Origin of the sequence: Uruburuella suis, from assembly GCF_022870845.1 — a bacterium.
Classification (GTDB): Bacteria; Pseudomonadota; Gammaproteobacteria; order Burkholderiales; family Neisseriaceae; genus Neisseria; species Neisseria suis.
The window spans coordinates 1,935,208-1,958,331 of record NZ_CP091507.1 but is presented as its reverse complement, the minus strand read 5'-3'; the positions used below and the strand labels follow the sequence as shown (position 1 = coordinate 1,958,331).

The following is a 23,124-nucleotide window of genomic DNA, read 5'->3' as shown; positions in this document are numbered from 1 at the left end:
ACACCATGAGCTTAACTAAAAAAATCGACTTCGCCCTGATTATCGGCGTGAAAAATGCCAACCCCAACGGCGATCCCTTAAACGGCAACCGCCCGCGTGCCGATTTTTCCGGCATCGGCGAGATGACCGACGTGTGCCTGAAACGCAAAATCCGCGACCGCCTGCAAGAGAATGGTGAGATGATTTTTGTTCAAGCCAATGAGCGTAAGGATGATGGCATGGTGAGTTTGAAAAATCGCTATGACGGATTTATCAAGCATTTGGAAGAAAAGAATAATTCACAAACTACCGATTTATTGGGAGATGAAGTAGAGACAAAATCCAAAAAGAAAACAAGCAAGAAAGATGTGAAAAAAGATGAAATCGCAAAGAGTGCCTGTGAAAATTGGTTTGATGTGCGCAGTTTCGGGCAGGTGTTTGCATTTAGCGGTAAAGATGAAGACGGTGTTTCCATTGCAGTAAGGGGGCCTGTAACACTTCATTCGGCATACAGCATTGAGCCTATTAATATTACCAGTACACAGATTACCAAAAGCGTAAATGGTGATGGAGATAGTGACGTGAAGAAAAGCTCCGACACCATGGGCATGAAACACCGTGTAGACAGCGGCGTGTATGTGGCCTATGGCGCCATGTCGCCGCAATTGGCCGAGCGCACCGGCTTTTCCGATGCCGATGCCGAAAAAATCAAAACCGTGTTAACCCAATTATTCGAAGGCGATGCCTCTTCCGCCCGCCCCGAAGGCAGCATGCAGGTATTAAAGCTGATTTGGTGGGAGCATAACTGCAAATCCGGCCAATATTCATCCGCCAAAGTGCACGGCAGTTTAAAAGTCAATGCAGACGGCAGCTATGTATTGAGCCAATTGGATGGCTTAACGCCCGACGCGATTGACGGCTTCTAAACATGCGCACCATCCCGCTCGCCGCCCTGCAACACTACGCCTTCTGCCCGCGCCAATGCGCGTTGATCCACAATGAGCAGGCGTGGGCGGAGAATTTCCTCACCGCGCAGGGCAGGGTGCTGCACGAGCGGGTGGACGGCGGCGAGCCGGAAACCCGCAAAGGCGTTCGCTTTGAGCGCAGCGTGCACGCATCGGCAGAAAAGCTCGGCATCAGCGGCGTGCTCGATATGATTGAGCACGAATTGGCCACAGGCCGTCTGAAACCGGTGGAATACAAACGCGGCAAACCCAAAGTAGGCTTGTGGGACAAAATCCAACTCTGCGCCCAAGCTTTGTGTTTGGAAGAAATGACCGGCAAAACGGTAGAAGAAGGCGCGCTGTGGTATCAGCAAACCCGCCATCGCGAGCCGGTGGTGTTTTCAGGTAGCCTTAGGCAGGAAACGCTGGCGGTGATTGAAAAAGTGCGGTTGCTGCTGGAAAGCGGCAGCACCCCGCCGCCGGTGTATGGCAAGCATTGCAAAGCTTGCTCGCTGGTGGAGATTTGCCAGCCGCAGTTGATGGGGAGGGATAGGTCGGCGGGGTATGTTGAGGGGTTGTTTGGGGAGTGAAGGATAAAATAATGAATAGGGTAAATGTTTTAGAACTGACTTATGACGAGGCAAGAAAGTTTTTCTTAAAACAGGAAAGTTATTGCAATATTGATTTGCCAAAGTATTTTTCGTTTTCAGAGTTGTTGGATAAAATATCTCATGAATTTACAGAGCCAAAGCGATTAACTGATTTTAGTATGTCAAAAGGTGCAATAGGGGAATTAGATGATGTAAATCACCTAATATATGCTAATAAAGATGGCAAGCTTTCGTGGAGGCCTTTGCAGCTTATTCATCCGTTGGTATATGTTGACTTAGTGCATGAAATCACCAAAAAAGATAATTGGGGAAAATTGCAAGCGAGGTTTAAAAAATTTCAAAAAAATAAAAAAATAAAATGTTTGAGCATTCCTGTTCAATCAGAAAGTAGACAGTCGGACAAAGCACAGCAAATTTTGAAGTGGTGGGAGTTGGTTGAGCAGGAATCTATTTTTCTTTCGCTAGAATACGATTATGTTTTTGATACAGATGTAGCGGATTGTTATGGTTCAATTTATACACATTCTATTGCATGGGCAGTGGAAAGTAAGCAAGTTGCTAAGCAAGATAGAAGTGGAAACAGACTTGGTAATTTTATAGATAAAAGTATTCAAAATGCACAGTATCAGCAAACTAATGGTATTCCCCAAGGTTCGGTACTGATGGATTTTATTGCAGAAATTGTATTAGGTTATATTGACCGAATGTTGAGTGCTGTTTTGCAAAAGCAGAAGATAATTAAATATCAAATTTTGCGTTATCGAGATGATTATCGGATATTTGTTTGTAATGCTAATGATGGGGAGAAAATCTTAAAATTATTGTCGGAAATTATGATGCCTCTTGGGTTGAAGTTAAATGCTAGTAAAACGAAAGGTAGTCAAGATGTTATTACACAATCAATTAAAAAAGATAAATTGGCATGGTTAAAAATTAAGCAGAGTCATAGAAATTTACAAAAACAACTTTTGGTTATTAGACAGCATGGTATTGAATATCCAAACTCTGGCAGCTTGACTGTTGCATTAAATCAATTTGACAAAAAAATAGAGTTAGTAAAAAGAACACCAAATAGTATTAAACAGCTTATTAGTATTGTTACAGATATTGCTTATCATAATCCTAAAACAATTCCAATATGTTGTTCGATTATTAGTAAGTTATTTTCTTATATGGAGCAATCATCTGAAGATATTGCGCTTTTGGTTCATGATAAATTGAGCAAAATGCCAAACTCGGGATTTGCTCAAATTTGGTTACAACGCATGCTGAAATCTGATTTAGCTCCATTTTATTTTTCTGAAAAGTTGTGTTTATTAGCTAATGAGGAAAAAATTTCTTTATGGAATCATGATTGGATAAAAGGAAAAAATATGAAGAGAATTTTGGAAAATACAGCTATTTTTTTAAAAGATGACTTTAATAGATTAGATAATATTATTTATAACAAAGAAATTGATATTTTTGATTATTAATGATTTTTTTATTTTTATAGGGAATGTGGATTGAATTGGTTAGAGGGATAACTTAACAAATATCTCAAAGAAAATAAAAGACCGCCTGAAAACGTTTCAGGTAGCCTAAACAGTGGGCTTGCATTCATTTTACATTTGCATATCATCATTTATCAGAAAAAAACCATAATAAAAGAGCGGTCAAAACCAAGGGAATTCACCATGCGCAAACTACAAAACACGCTCTACATCACCACCCAAGGCAGTTATCTGCACAAAGAGCGCGAAACGTTGGTGATTGAGCAAACCGTAGCGCAGGAGCGCAAAAAAGTGGCGCAATTGCCGGTGCATGCCATCGGCCATATTTTTTGTTTCGGCAACGTGCTGGTGTCGCCGTTTTTAATGGGTTTTTGTGGTGAGAATAACGTTAATCTGGCTTTTTTCACCGAATATGGCCGCTTTCTCGGGCGTTTGCAGGGGCGGCAGAGCGGCAATGTGTTGCTGCGCCGCGCCCAATATCGCTTATCCGAAAGCAACCCTGTGCCGATTGCGCGCCATATTATTGCCGCCAAAATCCAGTCGGCCAAACGCGTGTTGCAGCGCCGCCAACGCAACCACGGCGAGCATAGCGAGATTCAGACGGCCATTAGCGCATTGAATTTCAGTTTGCAACAATTGCAGCGGGCGCACACATTGGACTTAATCCGCGGCATAGAAGGCGATGCCGCTGCCCGCTATTTCGGCGTATTCCAACATCTGCTCACCGAAAAGAGCGGTTTCACCTTTGGCGGCCGCAACCGCCGCCCGCCGCGCGATCCGGTGAACGCCTTATTGTCGTTTCTCTACAGCGTGCTCGGCAAAGACATCAGCGGCGCCCTGCAAAGCGTGGGGCTGGACCCGCAAGTGGGCTTTTTGCACGCCGACCGCCCCGGCCGCGACAGCCTGGCGCAAGACCTACTGGAAGAATTCCGCGCTTGGTGGGCTGACCGCCTGGTGCTGAGCCTAATCAACCGCGGCCAAATCCGGCTGCAAGACTTCAGCACCGAAGCCGGCGGCGCCGTCAACATCAAGCCCGAAGCCCGCAAGTTGCTGTTTCAAACCCTGCAAGCCAAGAAACAGGAAAAAATCGTCCACCCCTATTTGCAGGAAGAAGTGGAAATCGGCCTGCTGCCCCATATCCAAGCCATGCTGCTGGCGCGGCACCTGCGCGGCGATCTGGCCGAATACCCACCGTTTTTGATGCGCTAAAGGCTACCTGAAATGCTGATGCTGATTACTTACGACATCTCCCTGGCCGACCCCGAAGGCCAAACCCGCCTGCGCCGCATCGCCAAACACTGCCTCGACTACGGCGTGCGCGTACAATATTCCGTATTCGAATGCGACCTCGCGCCCGACCAATGGGTGCAGCTGAAAGCCAAACTGCTGGCCACCTATCAACCCGAAACCGACAGCCTGCGCTTTTACCATCTGGGCAGCAAATGGCGGCGCAAAGTAGAACACCACGGCGCCAAAGCCGCAGTAGATATTTTTAAAGACACCCTGATTATCTGAACTTGTGGCGAATTATCTGAACGGATTGCACGAGCGCTAACCTGTAGTGCTCATCAAAAAGCCCGCAGATCAGCGAGGCTTGATTTCTTTAACAATTTGGAAAAATCGGCCTTACTTGGCTGTGATATAGTAAGGTCATGTGTCTTCGGTGAAACCTTAGCGAAACAGGGCGATGCAAGCCTTGCGGGCCAAGGGTTTCAGCGGCGGCACCAGCCGCCTTCGGGCGGCTGTGAGTTGAAACCGCTGCACCGTCTTTATCCGGTTCCGGCTCTTGCGCCAGCCGCCTTCGGGCGGCTGTGAGTTGAAACGATTGCTTGAGAACTGGTCTATCCTGTGTTGGCTCCCAGCCGCCTTCGGGCGGCTGTGAGTTGAAACAGCCTCTACTGGCGGCCAAATGACCGCCGATAGCCCAGCCGCCTTCGGGCGGCTGTGAGTTGAAACGTTTTCACGTTTTTCCATGTTTAAATTCCTTGTCAACCAGCCGCCTTCGGGCGGCTGTGAGTTGAAACCCGTTCTTGAATATGCTCCAAAATATGACGGCCACCCAGCCGCCTTCGGGCGGCTGTGAGTTGAAACGACACAGGGGAGGGATTATGGACTATTTGTGGTTTGCCAGCCGCCTTCGGGCGGCTGTGAGTTGAAACGTCTTAGCTCTCTTAAGACCTTTTTCATGTGTCCAACCAGCCGCCTTCGGGCGGCTGTGAGTTGAAACGGGCAGCACTTTGGCGCTGGCGCTCACCGCCTTGCCAGCCGCCTTCGGGCGGCTGTGAGTTGAAACGGGCACGGCATCGCCGGCGGTGCCGCGCGGCTTGCCAGCCGCCTTCGGGCGGCTGTGAGTTGAAACTGCGCTGATTTCGGGGCGGTGGCGCGGTGACACATGCCAGCCGCCTTCGGGCGGCTGTGAGTTGAAACTTTGAAAACGCTCACCATGGCAACATTTTTAAAAACCAGCCGCCTTCGGGCGGCTGTGAGTTGAAACATCGCGGCGACAAGGGCAGGATTGCCCAAACCCTCCCAGCCGCCTTCGGGCGGCTGTGAGTTGAAACAAACCTGAATCTGTTTGCTCGTGCAGCGTTTTCAACCCCAGCCGCCTTCGGGCGGCTGTGAGTTGAAACGAAAACGCGATGCAGGAAGTGGCCGGCTTGTCGGCCAGCCGCCTTCGGGCGGCTGCGAGTTGAAACAATTTCAGCATCTGCCAAAAGTACCACACATTATCCAGCCGCCTTCGGGCGGCTGTGAAAAGGCCGTCTGAAAGCATGTTGTGCTTTCAGACGGCCTTTCATTAAATAAAATATGACAAATTATTTATTGCGGCTGAAGATCATTTTGGTTGCTTGCCAAGCCACGCAGCAGGCGCCGCCGATGAAGATCAGGTCGGCGATGGTGCGCACCCAGCGCAAGGTGTCGAGCAGCTCTTGCTGCATAAAGCCTTCGCTGCGGGCATACCACAGGCCTTGTGAAATGCTGGCATGTGCTTGGAATACGCCTATGGGCAAGAGGCTGATTACAATCATCAGGGTGAGGCCGATGTTGAGCAGCCAGAAGCCCCAAGTCATCAGCTTGTCGTCAAAGGCTACGTTGGGGCGGATGTAGCGCGCCACCAAGAGCACGAAGCCTAAGGCGAGGAAGCCATACACACCGAAGAGGGCGGCGTGCGCGTGCACGGCGGTGGTGTTGAGGCCTTGCAGGTAGAAGAGTGAAATCGGCGGGTTGATCAAGAAGCCGAACACGCCGGCGCCGACCATGTTCCAGAATGCCACGGCCACAAAACACATCAGCGGCCAGCGCAGGCGGCGCGCCCACGGTGCGGCGTTTTGGTAAGACCAATGCTCATAAGCTTCTTTGCCCAGCAAAATCAGCGGCACCACTTCGAGTGCGGAGAAAGATGCGCCCACGGCCATCACCGGGGTGGTGGTGCCTGAGAAATACAGGTGGTGGAAGGTGCCGGGCACGCCGCCGACCATAAACAGGCTGGCTGCCACTAATGAAGCCACGGTAGCCATTTTTTTGGTGACCAAGCCCATGCTGTAGAAGATAAAGGCCAGTGCGGCGGTGGCAAACACTTCGAAGAAGCCTTCCACCCACAGATGCACCACCCACCAGCGCCAGTATTCCATAATGGTCAGGCTGGTGTGTTCGCCATACATCAGGCCGGGGCCGTAAAACACGCCTACGCCTATCATTGAAGCCACGAAAATGGCGAGCAGGTTTTTATCGCTGGTTTTGTCTTTAAAGGCGCTGATGGTGCAGCGCAGCATCAGCCACAGCCACAAAAGCAGGCCGACAAAGAGCAGAATTTGCCAAAAGCGGCCCAAATCCAAATATTCATAACCTTGATGGCCAAACCAGAAATTCAGGTGCGAAGGCATGATGTGGCTTAAGGCAAAGAAGTTGCCTGCATAAGAGCCGGCCACCACGATAAACAGGGCAACGTAAAGCAGGTTTACGCCCAGCGCCTGATATTTCGGGTCTTTGCCGCCGTTTACAATCGGTGCCAGGAAAAGGCCGGCGGTGAGAAAGCCTGTGGCAATCCAGAAAATGGCCGATTGAATGTGCCAGGTGCGCACTAAGGCATAGGGAAACCACTCGGAAAGGTTGATGCCGTAAAACTGTTGGCCTTCCACGGTGTAGTGGGCGGTAATGCCGCCGAGCAGCACTTGCACCACAAACAGCGCCACGGTGAGAAACACATATTTACCCAAAGCTTTTTGCGAAGGGGTGAGCACCACTTTCGAGAGCGGGTCTTCGCTTTGGCTGTTGAGCTCGTGCGGGTTTTTGCTGCTCAGGAAAGAGAAGCCCCACACCAACAAGCCGATGCCCAAGAGCAAAAACACCACCGATGCAAACGACCACATATAGTTTTCAGTGGTGGGCACATTATTGATTAAAGGCTCGTGCGGCCAGTTGTTGGTATAAGTGGCATCGTGATCGGGGCGGTTGGTGGAGGCGGCCCATGCAGTCCAGAAGAAGAAGTTGGTGAGCTTTTGGCGCGCTTCTTCGCTGGGCAGGGTGTTGTTTTTCATCGCGAAATGTTCGCGCGTGGTGATCATGGAAGGATCATTGCCATAAAGGGTGATGTAGTAGGGCGCCACGCTTTGAATCGCCTTGATGCGGGTGTCTGAAAGCACCACATTGCCATCGCTGCCCACGCGGCTTTGATTGCGGTATTCCTCGGCCATGCGCTCGCGCAGATTGGCTTGTGTGGCTTTATCCAGCTCGGCATAAGGTTTGCCGTGTTCGGCTTGCGCGGTGATGTCCAGCCACGCCACCAGCTCGCGGTGCAGCCAGTCGGCTGTCCAGTCGGGCGCTTGATAAGCGCCGTGGCCGAGAATCGAGCCCAGCTCCATGCCGCCGGTGCTCTGCCAGGCAGATTGGCCGGCCAGAATATCTTCTTTGCTCATCAGCACTTGGCCGGAAGCAGAAACATATTGCTGCGGAAAAGGCGGGGCCTTGCGGTAAACCTCGACGCCTAAATAGCCGAGGATGGAGAAAGTAATCGTCAGCACGGCAATCAGCGCGTACCAAAGCTTTTTATACTGTCCCATTTTGTGCTCCTGAAAGGGTTGTTTGGGTGGTTTTTAATTCATATTATATGAATGTTAAAGATTGTATCACGGCTGTTTTTCAAAAAACAAGCTTTCAGACGGCCTATGTCTTTTCCGGTTGGAATATGTGGCAAAATAGATAAATTGATTATATTTCAGCTATTTTTTTGAAAAGAATCATTAATTTTAAAAATCAAGGCTGATTGGGTGGCAAAAAATCTAGTTACAAAGAACTACATTCCTGCTTAAAGATTCATAATTTTTGAATAATTTGATGTGCATCAAAGAAGGTAAAACAGGCTTAACACATAATCCGTAAAAAAGCGTAAAGCGCAATTGCTACGCCTTCCTACAACAATATTTCTCCCGGCAGGGAAGAAAAGGAACCACCATGAAACGCCAAACCTTAGCCGCACTGATTGCCTCCGTTTTTGCCTTGGCTGCCTGCGGCCAGAGCGCTGAAAAAGCAGAAGCGCCCGCACCGGCCGCCTCCGGCGCCAGCCAACAAGCCGCGGCTCAAGAGCCGCAGGGCGAATTGCCGGTGATTGATGCCGTGGTAACGCACGCACCTGATGTGCCGCCGCCGATTGATCGCGACCATGCGGCCAAAGTGGTGGTGAAAATCGAGGTGTTGGAAAAAGTGATGCAGATGGCCGATGGTGTCGACTATAAATATTGGACATTCGGCGGCGATGTGCCCGGCCAATTTATCCGTGTGCGCGAGGGCGACCAAGTGGAAGTGCAATTCTCCAACCATCCCACTTCCACAGTGCCGCACAATATCGACTTTCATGCGGCCACAGGCCCCGGCGGCGGTGCTGCGGCTTCATTCACCGCGCCCGGCCACACCTCTACATTCAGCTTCAAAGCCTTGCAGCCCGGTCTTTATATTTATCACTGCGCCACCGCGCCGGTGGGGATGCACATTGCCAACGGCATGTATGGCTTGATTTTGGTCGAGCCCAAAGGCGGCCTGCCCAAAGTGGATAAAGAATTTTATGTGGTGCAAGGCGATTTCTACACCAAAGGCGCTTATGGCGAACGCGGCCTGCAACCTTTCGACATGGAAAAAGCCATCAAAGAGCAGGCTGATTATGTGGTGTTTAACGGCCATGTCGGCGCGATTGCCGGCGACAATGCGCTCAAAGCCAATGTGGGCGAAACCGTGCGCATGTTTGTGGGCAACGGCGGCCCCAATTTGGTGTCTTCATTCCATGTGATCGGTGAGATTTTCGATAATGTGCATGTAGAAGGCGGCGATTTGGTCAATAAAAACATTCAAACCACACTGGTGCCTGCCGGCGGTGCGGTGATGGTTGATTTCAAAGTGGATGTGCCCGGCAGCTACACTTTGGTCGATCACTCGATTTTCCGTGCCTTCAACAAAGGTGCGCTCGGCCAATTGGTGGTGGAAGGCCCTGAAAATAAAGAAATCTTCTCCGGAAAAATCGGCGACACGGTTTACCAGCCTGAAGGCGGCGCGATTCAAACCGTGCCTTTGAGCGCCAGCGAAGCGGCTCGTGTGGAAGCCGGCCCCGCCAAAGCGGCCAGCAAAGAAGACCAAATCAAGCTGGGCAAAGCGGTGTATGAGTCCAACTGTTTGGCCTGCCACCAAGCCAACGGCCAAGGTGTGGAAGGCGCATTCCCGCCGCTGGCCAAGTCGGATTATCTGGCGGCCGACACCAAACGCGGCATCCATGCCATCTTGCGCGGCGTGAGCGGCAAGATTACCGTTAACGGCAAGGAATACAGCAGCGTGATGCCGGCTGTAGCGCTCAACGACGAGCAAACCGCCAACGTGCTTACCTATATCCTCAACAGCTGGGGTAATGCCGGCGGCCAAGTTACACCGGCCGAGGTTGCCACCGAACGCAAAGCCAAGTAAAAGCACAGAGGCCGTCTGAAAGGTTTCAGACGGCCTTTAAAACAAAAAAACGGCAACAGAATGCTTTTTATACGGCTTTTGCAAAAAGGCCGTCTGAAAAACATTTTGATGATAAAGATAAAGACACCCGCCATGAACACAGCCAAACTGCTCTCCCTCAGCCTGTTGATGCTCTGCGGCTCGGCCTTTGCCGCCGATATGGCCAAAATCAGCGGCGGCAGCTATCGGCCGCTCTATCTGAAAAAAGACACGCCCATGATCGCCGTGGCCGCGTTTGAATTGGATAAAACGCCGGTAACCAACCGCGAATTTGCCCAATTTGTGCAGAAAAATCCGCAATGGCAGCGCGGCAAAATCAGCAGCAAGCAGGCCGACGGCCACTATTTACAGCAATGGGTGAAAAGCGGCCAAAGCTTTGCACCCAAAGCCGGTGATGCCGATAAACCGGTCACCAACGTATCGTGGTTTGCCGCCAACGCCTATTGCGCCGCACAAGGCAAACGCCTGCCCACCATCGACCAATGGGAATATGCCGGCCAGGCTTCGGCCACCCGCAAAAACGGCACCACCGAGCCCGGCTACAGCCGCACCATTTTGGATTGGTATGCCGACAGCAGCCAGCAAGGCTTGCGCGAAGTGGGCAAAAGCCGCGCCAATTATTGGGGTGTGCACGACATGCACGGCCTGATTTGGGAATGGACAGAAGACTTCAACAGCAGCCTTTTGAGCTCCGGCAGCGCGGATGCCAATATGTTTTGCAGCGGTGCGGCCATCGGCACCGCCGACCCGAGCGATTATGCCGCCTTTTTGCGCTACGGTTTGCGCACCAGCCTGCAAGCCAAATTCTCATTGCACAACCTGGGTTTCAGGTGTGCCAAAGCATAGATTGCTTCCTCCTGCATGAGCCAGTCTCAGCAAGCAGCTTCGGCGATACGCTTAAACGTATCGCCGCTTTTTTTGTGTTTGGACAATATTTTGCAAGCATTCAAATATAGTGGAATCAAAGAAAAACCGACGCAAAACAATAAACCTCAAACCGTGCGCAGGGTGTGGCGCAGCCACGCACACGGTTTAAACGGCTTTGGCGTGCAGGGTTTGCTGTATGCGGCTGTATCAGTTTTGCATTCATTCCACTATAAATAAGGCATTGCATGATGAATCATATGCAAAGGCCGTCTGAAACCTTTCAGACGGCCTGCTCAACCTTTACATTATCCGTGCAAACAGCCAAGAAATTGCATCGGGTAACACCATCCGCCGTTTTGACTTGCCGCAGCTTCAACCCATTTTTCAAAAACATAGAAACATTTCATCAGCATTCTCTGATTGTCAAATCCTGTAAAGCCCGTTAGTATCACCTCACCGCCAACAAGCGGCCATAAATAAAACAAACACCCACAAAGGAAGAAAACATGAAACGCAAACTCACCGCCGCCCTGATTGCGGCTCTGCCGGCGCTTGCCTTGGGGCAAAACGTGGTCGTGTTCGGCGACAGCCTCAGCGACACCGGCCAGCCCGGCTGGGCGCTCAAAGCCAGCTACCTCGATGCCAACGGCCAAATGCACAAGCTCTACGACGAGCATGTGGCCGCCGCGCTCGGCAGCAGCCTCACCGCTTCGGGCAGCGGCGGCAGCAATTATGCCTACAGCGGCGGCGTGGTGCTGGGCAGCAACAGCGCGCTCACCGCCGCGCAGCCTAACCTCGCCCTGCAACAGCAAATTGCGAATTACACCGCCCAAGGCGTGCGCCCTGAAAGCCTGCATATTTTATGGGGCGGCGGCAACGATATGGCCGCCATTCTCGAGCGCGCCCAAAGTGCTGCCTCGCCCACCGCATCGGTGAGCGCCGACACCGCCGCCGCCGCTGCCGAAAGCGCCCGCCAATGGCAAACGTTGCGCAGCGCCGGCGTGGATTTGGCGGTGATACCCAACGTGCCCAATGTGGTCTACACGCCCACGCTGTTTCAAAGCTTCGGCCAAGCCGCCGCGCAAGGTTTCGGCGCACAAGTGGAGCAGGTTGCGCCGAATATGGGCAGCGCCGCCACCGCCGCTTTTAATCAGGCTTTTCAAGCGGCTTCAGCCGCGCTGGCGCAAACCGAGCAACAATCGCTGGCCGATTTCAACAGCGCCCGCGCCACCGTGCTGGCCAACACCGCCGCCGCAATCTACAGCAGCCCGCTCGGCCAAGCGTTGAGCGCCGCCGGCATCAGCGAAGCGGCGTTTAACGCCAATCTGCAAACGCAATACCAAAGCTTTGCCGCCAGCGCCACCAGCGCCACCACCTTGCTCAACAGCCAAACCACCGCCGCGCTCAATCAAGTGGGCGGCAACATCGTGCGCATCGACACCGACCGCCTCTTTGCCGATATGCTCGCCAGCCCCGAGCGCTACGGCTTGGCCAACACCACCGCCCCGGCTTGCAGCGGCAGCACCGCACAAAGCCTGTGCCGGCCTGCCGATGCCGCGCAGGCCGACAGCCGCCTGTTTGCCGACGGCTTCCACCCCGGCCCCGCCGCACACCAAATTATGGCCGACTACATCATCAACACCCTGCAAGCGCCGCAAGACATGGCAGCTCTGCGCCGCAGCGTCATGGAGCAAAGCCGCAACGTGCAAGACTTTGTGCGCGAAGAGAGCAACCGCCAACGCAGCAACCCGCAAGCGCCGCACACGCTCGATGCCATCGCCGCCTACCAGCGCCACAGCGGCGACGGCCACAGCATTCATGCCGGTGCCAAAGCGCAATTTAATGAAAACTGGCAGGCAGGTGCCGTGTTCAGCCGCAGCGAAAACGAACAAAGCAGCGGCCGCACCGACATCGAGGGCAAAACCAACAGCCTCAGCGGCTTTATCCGCTACGATCAACCGCGCTGGTGGCTGGGCGGCTTGGTGCAGATTAACGACAGCGATTACACCACCCGCCGCCATTTCAACCTCGGCCAAGCTGCATTAACCCAAAGCGGCGACACCAGTGGCAACAGCCGCGCCGGCGGCCTCTTTGGTGGCTACGATGTGTGGCAGAGCAACAGCACGCGCCTATCTGCCTTGGCCGACCTCACCCTCACCAAAGGCAAAATCAACGGCTTTGCCGAGCAGGGCAGCGATGCCGCCCGCATGCAGTTTGGCAAGCAAAACCTGCATTCGCTGCAAAGTGGGCTGGGCTTTGAAGTGCGCCACCAAAGCGGCAGCTGGCAGCCTTTTGCCAACCTGCGCTGGGTGAAAGAATGGAAAAAAGACGATCAGGGCATCAGCGCAGGCTTGGGCGGCAGCCACTTTTATTCCGCCACGCCCGAGCAAGACCGCAGCTGGCTGGGCGCGCTCGCCGGCGTGCAATGGCAGCCGCAAGGCAGCCCGCTGCACGCTTTTGCCGCCGCCAGCCGAGATTTCGGCCACCGCAACCAAAGCCACACCGGCCTGCAAATCGGCATAGGCGCACGCTTTTAAACAAATATTGGTGGTTTAAGCAGCGATGCCGTCTGAAACTTTTCAGACGGCATCGTTTTGTTTTTCACATTCAAATAAACGTAGCTACAATTAGCTTTGTGAAAGCAAAGCGTAATCGTACGCATGACACACCAATGCCGTCTGAAACTTTTTTCAGACGGCCTCGCTTCATTTCCCACATACAAATAAACGTTGGCACGATTAGCCTGTAGGTCGGATTCTCGAATCCGACACTTGTTCGCAGAACAAGGCACGCACATCGCTTTGGCCGTTGGCCAAACTACGCGGATGCTGCTGCTGAACTGCTTTATTTGTAAGGTTATTTTTTAGAATTGGTATGACACACCAATGCCGTCTGAAACCGTTTTGAATGGGTATTAATTCGCCTCCGGGCTGATTTTATTCAAACGCGCCTGCAAGCGCTCGATGTCGTCGCGCAGGCGCTCCACTTCGGCGGTCCAGGCATCGAATTCTTCGCGGCTGATCACCGGCGCTTCGGGCTCGCGGGCAAAGTCGCCCCATTGTGCCATCAGGCTTTGGCCGATCTGCTTGAGCGTGCCGCCCACTTGCGCCGCGCGCCGGTTGATGCCGCCGGCTGCGGCATCGCCAAACAGGCGGCTGATGTCGTCGTTGGCATAATAGCGCAGGCTGCCCATCAGTGGCAGCAGCGCCAAGGCCAGCTCGGTGTCGCCATCGAGCGCCACATCGCCCACGCCGGGGGTTTGCCCTTGCAGCACTTTTTGCAGCGCCGATTGGTGAAACGTGATTTCGGCATCGGCTTCACGATCGCTTTCTTCCAAAAAGCCCTCGGCGTTGAAGCGGCCGTGCAGGACAAGGCCGGCGGCATTGATGCGCAACACAATGCCGTTGTAGCCGGCCAGCGCGGCTTGGGTTTCGCGGTTTTGCTGAATCAAATGGTTGATAATCGCTAAGGCAAACATGGTGTTCTCGCTTGGCAGGCCGCCAAAAGTGTTCAGACGGCCTGCGGAATAAAATCGTTATAAAGGCTGGCCACAATTTTGCCGCCGCGCGTGTCGGCCATATCGAAATCGGCTTCAGGCAGGCCGAGCTTGGCGGCTTCGGCGCGGTAAAATTCGTGTTTGGGCGGGTGCGCGGGCGACACGATATTGCGGATGCGCACGCCCGCCGGATGCGCGGCAGCATGGAGCAGGGCGGCCACGGCGCTTTCTTGGTGCAGCATATTCACCGGCTGCTGTGCGCCGCCGATACGGCTTTTTTTGAGCAGGCTGGTGAGCGGGTGGCGGCTGGCGGAATAAAGGCCGCCCAGGCGCAAAATGTCGATGTGTGCGATGCCGCTGTTTAAAAAAAGCTGCTCGGCGGCCAGCACTTTTTCGGCAGACGCGGTGTGCGGATTGAGCGTGCTGGCTTCGTTGCACAAGCGCGCTTCATCGCCATACACGCTGATGCTGCTGCCATAAATAATGTGTTGCACGCCAAAGGTTTGAGCCAAGCTCAGCCAATTTTGCAGCACCATCGCATAATCGGCCACGGCAGAGGGCGGCAGCAGGCAAAACCACAAGGGCTTATCGGCCCAATCTTGCCAACGTGCCGCGTCAAAAGCCTGCGCGGCATTCAAATCGTGCGCGCTGAGGCTGACTTCGGGCGGCAGATTGATGTCGTCGGAAGTGAGGTGGCGTTTGATGGCGGCCACGCGGCGGCCTTGCTGGTAGAGCTTTTCGGCCAAAGGGCGGCCGAGATAGCCCAGCCCCAACACCGCTGCATCGGGCGCGCCCATTTCAGACGGCCTCGCTCTGCCAGGCGGGCGCCACCCATTTTGCGGCTTCCACAAAACGGTAGTCGGCCATTTTTTGCAACAGCGCGGCCGGATGATCCGCCACACACAGCAGGCTCATATTGGCCTGCGGCATAAAGCCCTCATCGGCGGTTTGCTGCATCATCGCCAACAGGCCGTCGAAAAAGCCGCCGATATTGAGCACGCCCACGGGCTTGGCATGCAGGCGCAGTTGCGCTTGCGACACTACTTCAAACAATTCTTCGTAAGTGCCCAGACCGCCGGGCAGGGCGATGAAGGCATCGGCCAATTCGATCATTTTGTTTTTGCGCTCGGTCATGTCGGCAGTTTCGATTAATTGGCTCAAGCCCAAATGCGCCACTTCTTTTTCGCGCAAAAAAGTGGGTATCACGCCGATTACTTGGCCGCCTTCGGCCAGCGCCGCATCGGCCACCGTGCCCATCAGGCCGATTTTGCCGCCGCCATACACCAGCGTGCTGCCACGCTCGGCAATGGCTTTGCCCATGGCTTGGGCGGCTTCGAAATAAGCGGGTTTGTTGCCCAGATTGGAGCCGCAATACACTACGATATGGTTCATTTTATTCATGTTTTCTCTGATTTTCTTTTATTTGGTTTTCAGACGGCCTGAATGTTGGCAGGCCGTCTGAAAGCTTGTTTTACAACACCGCCTGCGGGTAAGCGCCGACCACTTTCACAAACGATGCGCGTTCGCCCAATTCGGCCAGCGCCTGCTGCACTTTGGCATCGTTGCGGTGGCCTTCGATGTCGATAAAAAACAGATAATCCCACAAGCCCGAGCGGCTGGGGCGGCTTTCGAATTTGGTCATCGAAATGCCCAGCTCGGTAAAGGGCTTGAGCAGGGCGTTTACCGCGCCGGCTTTGTTGGGGGTGGAAATCACCAGCGAGGTTTTGTCGCGGCCGGTGGGCGCGGTGTCTTGATGGCCGAGCACGAGAAAGCGGGTGGTGTTGTTGGGCTCGTCTTCAATATTTTCGGCCACTTTCACCAATTGATAAATTTCGGCGGCGCTCTGGCCGGCAATCGCCGCCACGCCGGCTTCGCCACTCTGAGCCGCCAGCCGCGCGGCTTCGGCATTGCTCGACACGGAAATGCACACCGCATCGGGCAGGTGGCGGCTCAGCCAGTCGTGGCATTGCGCCAGCGCCTGCGCATGGGCATAAACCTTGCTGATGCCGGCCATTTGGGCATGGTCTTTGCGCAATAAATGATGGTGGATGCGCAGCACCACTTCTCCGCACGCCTGCAAGGGCGACACCGACAATAAATCCAGCGTGCGCCCCACGCTGCCCTCGGTGGAATTTTCCACCGGCGCCACCACATAATCGGCGCGGCGCGCTTCCACCATGCGGAAGCATTCGTCGATGGTGGTGCAGGCCTGCGTGTGGGCGGCGTGGCCGAAATGCTTGACGGCCGCCTGCTGGGTGAAGGTGCCGGCCGGGCCCAGATAGGCGATGGTGAGCGGGCGCTCCACCGCCAAGCATTCGCTCATGATTTCGCGAAACAGCCGCGCCACCGCCTCGCCCGGCAAAGGGCCGGTGTTGAGGCTTTGAATACGCCGCAACACTTCGGCCTCGCGCTCGGGGCGATACACCACGCCCGTGCCTTTCAATTCACCAATGGCGCGCGCATGCCCGGCCCGCTCGTTGAGCAAGCGCAAAACAGCGGCATCGATTTCGTCAATGGCATTGCGGTGCGGCAAAAGCGGATCATGGGCAGACATGGCATTCTTTCTGTGAAAACGGTGAAAAAGGGGTGGAAAAAGCAGGCGTTATTCTAGCATTAAAGAAAATGGCCGTCTGAAAATATGCGCTTTCAGACGGCCTGACACAGATTACACATGCTGCGGCCGTTCACGCCAGGCATCGCGCGAAAACGCCAGCAGCAGCACCATGCCGCACACCGTGGCCGCGAGCATCATGCCCGCCATCACCTGCGGCGTGCCGTTGTGCAGCCAGGTGGTGAGCATGCCCACCGCCGCGCCGATCAGCGATTGGCACACGCCCAGCACCGCATTGGCGCTGCCGCCTTCTTCTTTGAAATAGCCCATAAAGCAAGCCTGCGTGTTGGCCACAATCAAGCCTTGCGTGCCCACCGACACCATCACGCAGCCCACCAGCCACCACAAAGGCGGCATGCCGGTGAGCATCACCGCCGCCACCATCAGCGCATTGGCGGCCAATTGAATGAGAATGCCCCATTTCAAAATATCTTTCGCATCGCTGCCGGTTTTCAATTTCCAGGCGGTGATGCGGTTAAACGTGGCCATGGTGATGATGTTGAGGCCGAAAACCCATGCATAAGCATGCGCCGACAAGCCGTAAAGATTCATATACACAAACGACGATTCGGTGAGAAAAACAAACATCGATGAAAAACTAAACGCCTGAAAAAACAAAAAGCCCAGCGCCGGCCGCGTGCTCAGCACATGGCGGTAGCGCGCCGCCACCGTGCGGAAAATGCTGCGGTTGATGGCATCGGTGTGCACCGGTTTGGCCAAAAAGCGATAAAGCAAGCCCCACACAATGGCCGCATAAAGCGCCAAAAAGCCGAAAATCAGCCGCCAGCCGCCCAAAGCCTTCAAAGCCGCGCCCAGCATCGGCGCCACCAAAGGCGCGCCCATCATAATGATGCCGATCAGCGCAAACATCTGCGCCGCCTTATTGCCCTCATAATTGTCGCGCACGATGGCGCCCACCACCACCACCGTCATGCCCGCGCCGAAAGCCTGCACCATGCGCAAGAGCAGCAATTCATCTGCCGAACGGATAAACACCAGCCCGATTACGCTGGCGATATACACCACCAAGCCCGTGAGCGCCACCACGCGCCGCCCTTTGATGTCGGCTATCGAGCCGCCCACGAGCTGCCCCGCCGCCACGCCGAACATAAATGTGCTCAAACTCTGCTCGATGCGGTGGATATCCGCACCCAGAGAATCGGCCATGGCAGGAATCGCCGGCAGATAGGCATCAACGGAAAAAGGCATAATCGCCACCAGCATGGCCAGCAGAGCGGCCATCTGCTTATCGCTTAAAGTTTGCGGAGCTTGAGTCATATTTGCTTCTCAAAAGGCAAGCCGCCCGAAGGCGGCTGCAAAAATAAATAATGTGGCAATGATTATACGCGCTTTTCAGACGGCCTGTCGGCATAATAATAAAATCATGCACTTGCATGGGTTTGGCGCGCTATAAAAGGCCGTCTGAAACCCGTTCAGACGGCCTTGCCTATTCCCGCTTACCAAAATAAATTTTGGCTCGGGTACGGATATTCGATATTGGCCGCAGCCCTGGAAAATGGGTTTTGCAAACCAGCGCTGTCGCAGTTAGGTTATCTTTTCGAATGGGTATAAATTCCGACCGAGTTATTGCCTGATCTAGTTATTGCCTGATCTAAGGTGCTTCACAACACAATATGATGCCGTGGATTGTGCCAAACAAATTGATTGGATTAAGATAAAACCGATTGATTTTTATTGTCTGCAAAGGCCGCCTGAAAGTAAAATTGCGGCCAGGCCAATCTTTCAGGCAAGCGGTCGTGGCAAAACCGAATCAGCCTCAAAAAAGTTAGCCTGCACAGCAAACCATTTCACCTCTTCAAAGGCATTTATGAAAATCATCCGTAGCGCTGAGTTCAAAGCAGAGTGCCCTTGGGGCGCAATAAATATTGCAAACATGAATGGGGTGACAAATGACACATTAATGACGGTGAGGAAATTTTTGCGGTGCTCAATGGCTCTGTGGAAATGTTTTACAAAGAAGATGGCGCGGAAAAATCTTCAATCCTCAATGCAGGGGATATTTTCTTTGCATCCATTGGCACTGAGCACGTTGCGCACCCAATTGGGGAGGCCAGAATTCTGGTTGTAGAACATGAAGGCAGCATTTGAAAATCGATGCAGCCCAGCCATTCATCCAAACCGGCCTTGCTTCGGCTCGGCTTCACTCAGGCGTTTAAGTTTATGAAAAAAATCCTTGCCTTATCCCTCTTCATCGCTGCATCAAACGCGGCCATGGCCGCGGAAGTTTGCCCGGTTACCGAGCAGGCGCTGGCCGGTGCTTGGAGTCGCAGCAGCCATACCGGTGAATTCGAAGAATTTTTACTCGATACGGAAAACGGCACGCGCACATTCCACTCATGGCTTCATCAAGTGCCCGAGCTTTCCGCTGCCTCGTGGAAGGTAGAAAACTGCCGATTGGTGGTCACCTCACGATTGGGAGAATATCCGCAGGTGCGTTTAAAAATACTTGGCCTGCGAAAGGGCAAGCTGCGCCTTTATGATGAAGCGCATCGGGAGGAATCGATTTATACCCGTGTGCCGGATAAGCCCTAAGCATTCGTTTGCATGGCGTTCAGCCTATCAGCCAAAGGCTACCTGAAACCGTTTCAGGTAGCCTTTATTATTTTCACTCCCCAAAATAAGTTGTAGGTCGGATACGGGTAGCCGATATTTACCACCGCGTTGATGCTTGTTCTTTGAACAAGCGTCGGATTCAAGAATCCGACGCTACGCACTGAATAACGACTTTTCTTTTTTCTCTTGGCTGTTCAAAGCATTCAGACGGCCTTTCACCCTAAACCGCTTTTCTGCGCGCCACCCGGCTGCGCACCCACACGAAAAACAGCGGCACAAACAGCAAGCCCAAAAGGGTGGAGATGATGGTGCCGCCGAGCACGGCGGTGCCGATGGCGATGCGTCCGGCCGCGCCCGCGCCGCTGCCCAGCGCCAAGGGCAGCACGCCGAAGCCGAAGGCGAGCGAAGTCATGATAATCGGGCGCAGGCGCAGGCGCGCGGCTTCGATGGCCGCTTGGGTGAGGCTGCGGCCTTTTTGTTGCAGCTGCACCGCGAATTCCACAATCAAAATGGCGTTTTTCGAAGCCAAGCCCACGGTGGTGAGCAAGCCCACTTGGAAAAACACATCGTTGTTCAGCCCGCGCAGCGAAGTGGCCGCCAGCGCGCCAAACAAGCCCAAGGCCGCGGCCAAAATAACCGCCAGCGGCACGCTCCAGCTTTCATACAGCGCCGCCAGACACAAAAACACAAACACCATTGAGAGCACATAAAGCAGCGGCGCTTGCGCCCCGGCACGCTGCTCTTGCAGTGATGCGCCGGTCCATTCGTAATCGAAGCCGCGCGGCAATTCAGCCATAATGGCCTGCACCGCCCGCATGGCGTCGCCCGAGCTCACGCCGTTTTGCACCGAAGCCTGCATATCCATCGCCGGGCTGCCGTTAAAGCGCAGCAATTGCGGCGGCGCCACCGCCCAGCGCACGCTGCTGAACATGGAAAGCGGAATCATCTCGCCCGCATTATTGCGCACCCGCCATTCGCCCACATGCTGCGGCTGCATGCGAAAGGGCGCGTCGCCCTGGATATACACGCGCTTCACGCGGCCGTTGTGGATAAAATCGTTCACATAAGTGCCGCCGAGCGCATCGCTGAGCAGGCGGTTGACCACATCAGGCTCGATTTGGTGGGCCACGGCTTGATCGTTGTCGATGTCCACCACCAATTGCGTGCGCGCATCTTGGTTGTTGGTGCGCACATTGCGCAGATAAGCGTTGTTTTGCGAGAGCGATATAAAGTGGTCTTTAGCGGCCACCAGCGCCTCATAGCCCGCGCCGTTCATGTCTTTAATCACAAAGCTCACGCCGCTGGCGGAACCGAGGCTGCGCACCACCGGCGGCAGGCTCACGAAAATGCGCGCATCGGTGCGGCTGCGGAAGAGGCGGCTGGCGCGCGCTTCCAAGGCGGCTGCGCTTTGTTCGGCACTCGGCCGCTCATCCCAAGGCTTGAGCCGCACGGTGAGCCGCCCGAAGCCCTGGTTGCCGCCGATGCCGGTAATCGCCGACACAGTGGTCACTTCCGGCTGTTGGGCAAAATAATCGCTCAATTCGCCGATGGTGGCTTGCAGGCGCTCATCGGTGGCGCCGGGCGGCATGGTTACACTCACCGTGAGAAAGCCTTGGTCTTCTTCGGGCAGAAACGAAGTGGGCAGCCAGGCAAACAGCACGGCGCACACCGCCAGCAGCGAAACAAACGCCGCCAACATGATTTTGCTGCGGCGCAATAATTTGGCTTCGGTGCGGCCATATTGTTTGGTCAGGCGCTCAAAGCCGCGGTTAAATGCGGCAAACAAGCGTGCAAACAGGCTTTGGCGCGGCTTTGCATGCGCTTTGGGCTTGAGAAACTGCGCACACATCGCCGGCGAGAGCGTGAGCGCCACCCACACCGAAAACGCCATCGCCGCAATAATGGTGACGGCAAATTGGCGGTAAATCACGCCGGTGGAGCCGGGAAAAAACGCCATCGGCACAAACACCGCCGAGAGCACCACGCCGATGCCCACCAGTGCCGGCGCGATTTCCCGCATCGATTGCTCGGTGGCGGCTTTGGCATCCAGCCCCTGCTCGTGCATCACCCGCTCTACGTTTTCCACCACCACAATCGCATCGTCTACCAATAAGCCGATGGCCAGCACCAGCGCAAACATGGTGAGCATATTGATGGAATAGCCAAACAAGGCGAGCACGCCGAATGTGCCCATCAACACCACCGGCACCGCCACCGCCGGAATCAGCGTGGCGCGCCAGCTTTGCAAAAACACATAAATCACCACCACCACCAACACAATCGCTTCCAGCAGCGTGTTCACCACTTCTTTCACCGAAGCTTTCACAAACGGCACGCTGTCTTGGCTGGTTTGCGCCTTGATGCCATAGGGAAAATCCGGCTCCATATCGCGGATGCGCGCTTCCACCGCCGCGGCCACTTCCAGCGCATTGGCGCCATCGGCCAGCACAATCGCCAGCGCGCCGGCATTGCGTCCGTTGAGCTTGTTTTGCACATCGGCGCTTTCGGCCGCCAATTCCACCCGCGCCACGTCTTTAATCCGCACCGTGGCGCCGCTACCGCTGCTTTTCAGAATAATGTTTTCAAACTGCGCCGCCGTTTGCAGCTTGCCGCGCGCCTGTATCGGCACATTGAGCATCTGCCCGGCCACCGAAGGCAGCTGGCCGAGCTGGCCGGCAGACACCTGCACATTTTGCCGCTCGATGGCGCTGCGCACATCGGCGGGCATCAGCTGGTATTGTTCTAATTTGTAAGGATCGAGCCAAATGCGCATCGCATAAGGGCTGCCGTATAACACCACTTCGGCCACGCCGTCGATGCGGCCGAGCACATCCACCAGATTGCTGGCCAGATAATCGGTGATGGCCACGCGCGGCACATCGGCCTCTTGCGGCACAAACATCCACGTCACCAAATTTTCCTGGCCGCCCTTGGTTACGTTCACCCCGCGCTGCTGCACTTCATCAGGCAGGCGGCTCATCGCCTGCTGCAAAGCATTTTGCACCTGCACCTGCGCCACATCGGTGTCGGTGCCCGGCTCAAACGTGAGCGTGGTGCGCGACTGCCCCGAAGAATCGGCACTGGAGCTCATATACATCAGCCCGTCGAGCCCCTTCATCTGCTGCTCGATGATTTGCGTCACCGAATCGTTTACCGTGTCGGCAGAAGCACCGTTATAACGCGCCGACACCGACACCTGCGGCGGCGCCACATCGGGATATTGCTCCAGCGGCAGGCGCAATAAGGATAACGCACCGGCAAAGGTGATGAGAATGGCGAGCACCCAGGCAAACACGGGGTGGTGGATAAAAAATCGGGACATAAACAACCTTGGTTTCGGAAAGGAGAAAACGAATGTTTGCAGAGCCGGCTGCGTGCATCAGATGCCGATTTTAATGTACAAAAGCAGCCGATACATTAAAAAACAGCAACAGATTGCGCGTATCGTGTGAATGAAAAAATGCAGGTTTGTTGTCAAAGCAAACAATGCCGCATTGTAGAGGCGGGCAGCCTCTTTGCGTAAAGCTGGTTTTCTTCTCAGGAAAGGTAAAAATGTATAATACCC

General features: G+C 54.4%; 17 protein-coding genes, 1 pseudogene and 1 CRISPR repeat array. Of the genes and pseudogenes, 11 read left to right on the top strand and 7 right to left on the bottom strand.

Annotated elements, in window-relative coordinates:
• Nucleotides 1-5: 5 nt before the first annotated feature.
• The 5 genes from cas7c (at nucleotide 6) to cas2 (ending at nucleotide 4,542) form a co-directional block, all read left to right on the top strand.
• On the top strand, nucleotides 6-905 hold the full coding sequence (gene cas7c / locus LVJ78_RS08895; RefSeq protein WP_132952050.1) for a type I-C CRISPR-associated protein Cas7/Csd2: 900 nt from the start codon (nucleotides 6-8) through the stop codon (nucleotides 903-905).
• 2 nt (nucleotides 906-907) lie between these two features.
• Nucleotides 908-1,513: a CRISPR-associated protein Cas4 gene (cas4, locus tag LVJ78_RS08890; RefSeq protein ID WP_132952052.1), complete on the top strand. Its 606-nt coding sequence runs from the start codon at nucleotides 908-910 to the stop codon at nucleotides 1,511-1,513.
• 11 nt (nucleotides 1,514-1,524) lie between these two features.
• Nucleotides 1,525-3,009, top strand: coding sequence for an RNA-directed DNA polymerase (locus tag LVJ78_RS08885; protein ID WP_132952054.1), 1,485 nt, complete (start codon nucleotides 1,525-1,527; stop codon nucleotides 3,007-3,009).
• A gap of 201 nt (nucleotides 3,010-3,210) precedes the next feature.
• Nucleotides 3,211-4,236, top strand: a complete 1,026-nt coding sequence (cas1c, locus tag LVJ78_RS08880) for a type I-C CRISPR-associated endonuclease Cas1c (RefSeq protein WP_132952056.1) — start codon at nucleotides 3,211-3,213, stop codon at nucleotides 4,234-4,236.
• Nucleotides 4,237-4,248: 12 nt separating this feature from the next.
• Nucleotides 4,249-4,542 carry a CRISPR-associated endonuclease Cas2 gene (cas2, locus tag LVJ78_RS08875; protein ID WP_132951948.1) on the top strand — a complete coding sequence of 98 codons (294 nt, stop codon included), beginning with the start codon at nucleotides 4,249-4,251 and terminating at the stop codon, nucleotides 4,540-4,542.
• A gap of 209 nt (nucleotides 4,543-4,751) precedes the next feature.
• Nucleotides 4,752-5,723: a CRISPR direct-repeat array (repeat unit 32 nt; unit sequence CCAGCCGCCTTCGGGCGGCTGTGAGTTGAAAC).
• Nucleotides 5,724-5,843: 120 nt separating this feature from the next.
• Here the strand turns inward: cas2 and LVJ78_RS08870 are convergent.
• Complete coding sequence (locus LVJ78_RS08870; RefSeq protein ID WP_132952058.1) at nucleotides 5,844-8,087, bottom strand: nitric-oxide reductase large subunit; 2,244 nt, start codon at nucleotides 8,085-8,087, stop codon at nucleotides 5,844-5,846.
• Nucleotides 8,088-8,478: 391 nt separating this feature from the next.
• Here LVJ78_RS08870 and nirK point away from each other — a divergent pair, with 391 nt between their 5' ends.
• The 4 genes from nirK (at nucleotide 8,479) to LVJ78_RS08850 (ending at nucleotide 13,415) form a co-directional block, all read left to right on the top strand.
• Nucleotides 8,479-9,972 carry a copper-containing nitrite reductase gene (gene nirK / locus LVJ78_RS08865; RefSeq protein WP_132952060.1) on the top strand — a complete coding sequence of 498 codons (1,494 nt, stop codon included), beginning with the start codon at nucleotides 8,479-8,481 and terminating at the stop codon, nucleotides 9,970-9,972.
• 132 nt (nucleotides 9,973-10,104) lie between these two features.
• Nucleotides 10,105-10,857 carry a formylglycine-generating enzyme family protein gene (locus LVJ78_RS08860; protein WP_132952062.1) on the top strand — a complete coding sequence of 251 codons (753 nt, stop codon included), beginning with the start codon at nucleotides 10,105-10,107 and terminating at the stop codon, nucleotides 10,855-10,857.
• Nucleotides 10,858-10,872: 15 nt separating this feature from the next.
• Nucleotides 10,873-11,115 (top strand): hypothetical protein, encoded by a 243-nt coding sequence (locus LVJ78_RS08855; RefSeq protein WP_244802569.1) that lies wholly within the window; start codon nucleotides 10,873-10,875, stop codon nucleotides 11,113-11,115.
• Between the two features lie 269 nt (nucleotides 11,116-11,384).
• Nucleotides 11,385-13,415 carry an autotransporter outer membrane beta-barrel domain-containing protein gene (locus LVJ78_RS08850; protein WP_132952064.1) on the top strand — a complete coding sequence of 677 codons (2,031 nt, stop codon included), beginning with the start codon at nucleotides 11,385-11,387 and terminating at the stop codon, nucleotides 13,413-13,415.
• A 377-nt stretch (nucleotides 13,416-13,792) separates the two neighbouring features.
• Here the strand turns inward: LVJ78_RS08850 and LVJ78_RS08845 are convergent, their stop codons facing one another.
• The 5 genes from LVJ78_RS08845 to LVJ78_RS08825 all read right to left on the bottom strand — a co-directional run bounded on the left by LVJ78_RS08845 (nucleotide 13,793) and on the right by LVJ78_RS08825 (nucleotide 18,263).
• On the bottom strand, nucleotides 13,793-14,356 hold the full coding sequence (locus LVJ78_RS08845) for a ubiquinone biosynthesis accessory factor UbiJ (RefSeq protein WP_132952066.1): 564 nt from the start codon (nucleotides 14,354-14,356) through the stop codon (nucleotides 13,793-13,795).
• Between the two features lie 32 nt (nucleotides 14,357-14,388).
• Complete coding sequence (locus LVJ78_RS08840) at nucleotides 14,389-15,171, bottom strand: Rossmann-fold NAD(P)-binding domain-containing protein (protein ID WP_207894256.1); 783 nt, start codon at nucleotides 15,169-15,171, stop codon at nucleotides 14,389-14,391.
• 1 nt (nucleotide 15,172) lies between these two features.
• Nucleotides 15,173-15,766, bottom strand: a complete 594-nt coding sequence (locus tag LVJ78_RS08835; RefSeq protein WP_132952068.1) for an LOG family protein — start codon at nucleotides 15,764-15,766, stop codon at nucleotides 15,173-15,175.
• A gap of 79 nt (nucleotides 15,767-15,845) precedes the next feature.
• Complete coding sequence (gene pheA, locus LVJ78_RS08830; RefSeq protein ID WP_132952070.1) at nucleotides 15,846-16,928, bottom strand: prephenate dehydratase; 1,083 nt, start codon at nucleotides 16,926-16,928, stop codon at nucleotides 15,846-15,848.
• Between the two features lie 111 nt (nucleotides 16,929-17,039).
• Nucleotides 17,040-18,263, bottom strand: a complete 1,224-nt coding sequence (locus tag LVJ78_RS08825; RefSeq protein WP_207894257.1) for a multidrug effflux MFS transporter — start codon at nucleotides 18,261-18,263, stop codon at nucleotides 17,040-17,042.
• A 550-nt stretch (nucleotides 18,264-18,813) separates the two neighbouring features.
• On the opposite strand from LVJ78_RS08825, the pseudogene LVJ78_RS08820 reads away from it, so the two are divergent.
• Nucleotides 18,814-19,094: pseudogene (locus LVJ78_RS08820) on the top strand (cupin).
• Nucleotides 19,095-19,100: 6 nt separating this feature from the next.
• Entirely contained in the window at nucleotides 19,101-19,538 is a 438-nt protein-coding gene (locus tag LVJ78_RS08815) for a hypothetical protein (protein WP_244802568.1), read from the top strand.
• 241 nt (nucleotides 19,539-19,779) lie between these two features.
• Here LVJ78_RS08815 and LVJ78_RS08810 read toward each other — a convergent pair whose 3' ends face one another.
• On the bottom strand, nucleotides 19,780-22,881 hold the full coding sequence (locus tag LVJ78_RS08810) for a multidrug efflux RND transporter permease subunit (RefSeq protein ID WP_132952074.1): 3,102 nt from the start codon (nucleotides 22,879-22,881) through the stop codon (nucleotides 19,780-19,782).
• Nucleotides 22,882-23,124: the final 243 nt, after the last annotated feature.

What these genes read in the sequence shown, in the direction of transcription:
- cas7c (WP_132952050.1), top strand. Translation starts at nt 6, where the DNA reads ATGAGCTTAACTAAAAAAATCGACTTCGCCCTGATTATCGGCGTGAAA.
- cas4 (WP_132952052.1), top strand. Translation starts at nt 908, where the DNA reads ATGCGCACCATCCCGCTCGCCGCCCTGCAACACTACGCCTTCTGCCCG.
- LVJ78_RS08885 (WP_132952054.1), top strand. Translation starts at nt 1,525, where the DNA reads ATGAATAGGGTAAATGTTTTAGAACTGACTTATGACGAGGCAAGAAAG.
- cas1c (WP_132952056.1), top strand. Translation starts at nt 3,211, where the DNA reads ATGCGCAAACTACAAAACACGCTCTACATCACCACCCAAGGCAGTTAT.
- cas2 (WP_132951948.1), top strand. Translation starts at nt 4,249, where the DNA reads ATGCTGATGCTGATTACTTACGACATCTCCCTGGCCGACCCCGAAGGC.
- LVJ78_RS08870 (WP_132952058.1), bottom strand. Translation starts at nt 8,087, where the DNA reads ATGGGACAGTATAAAAAGCTTTGGTACGCGCTGATTGCCGTGCTGACG.
- nirK (WP_132952060.1), top strand. Translation starts at nt 8,479, where the DNA reads ATGAAACGCCAAACCTTAGCCGCACTGATTGCCTCCGTTTTTGCCTTG.
- LVJ78_RS08860 (WP_132952062.1), top strand. Translation starts at nt 10,105, where the DNA reads ATGAACACAGCCAAACTGCTCTCCCTCAGCCTGTTGATGCTCTGCGGC.
- LVJ78_RS08855 (WP_244802569.1), top strand. Translation starts at nt 10,873, where the DNA reads ATGAGCCAGTCTCAGCAAGCAGCTTCGGCGATACGCTTAAACGTATCG.
- LVJ78_RS08850 (WP_132952064.1), top strand. Translation starts at nt 11,385, where the DNA reads ATGAAACGCAAACTCACCGCCGCCCTGATTGCGGCTCTGCCGGCGCTT.
- LVJ78_RS08845 (WP_132952066.1), bottom strand. Translation starts at nt 14,356, where the DNA reads ATGTTTGCCTTAGCGATTATCAACCATTTGATTCAGCAAAACCGCGAA.
- LVJ78_RS08840 (WP_207894256.1), bottom strand. Translation starts at nt 15,171, where the DNA reads ATGGGCGCGCCCGATGCAGCGGTGTTGGGGCTGGGCTATCTCGGCCGC.
- LVJ78_RS08835 (WP_132952068.1), bottom strand. Translation starts at nt 15,766, where the DNA reads ATGAACCATATCGTAGTGTATTGCGGCTCCAATCTGGGCAACAAACCC.
- pheA (WP_132952070.1), bottom strand. Translation starts at nt 16,928, where the DNA reads ATGTCTGCCCATGATCCGCTTTTGCCGCACCGCAATGCCATTGACGAA.
- LVJ78_RS08825 (WP_207894257.1), bottom strand. Translation starts at nt 18,263, where the DNA reads ATGACTCAAGCTCCGCAAACTTTAAGCGATAAGCAGATGGCCGCTCTG.
- LVJ78_RS08815 (WP_244802568.1), top strand. Translation starts at nt 19,101, where the DNA reads ATGCAGCCCAGCCATTCATCCAAACCGGCCTTGCTTCGGCTCGGCTTC.
- LVJ78_RS08810 (WP_132952074.1), bottom strand. Translation starts at nt 22,881, where the DNA reads ATGTCCCGATTTTTTATCCACCACCCCGTGTTTGCCTGGGTGCTCGCC.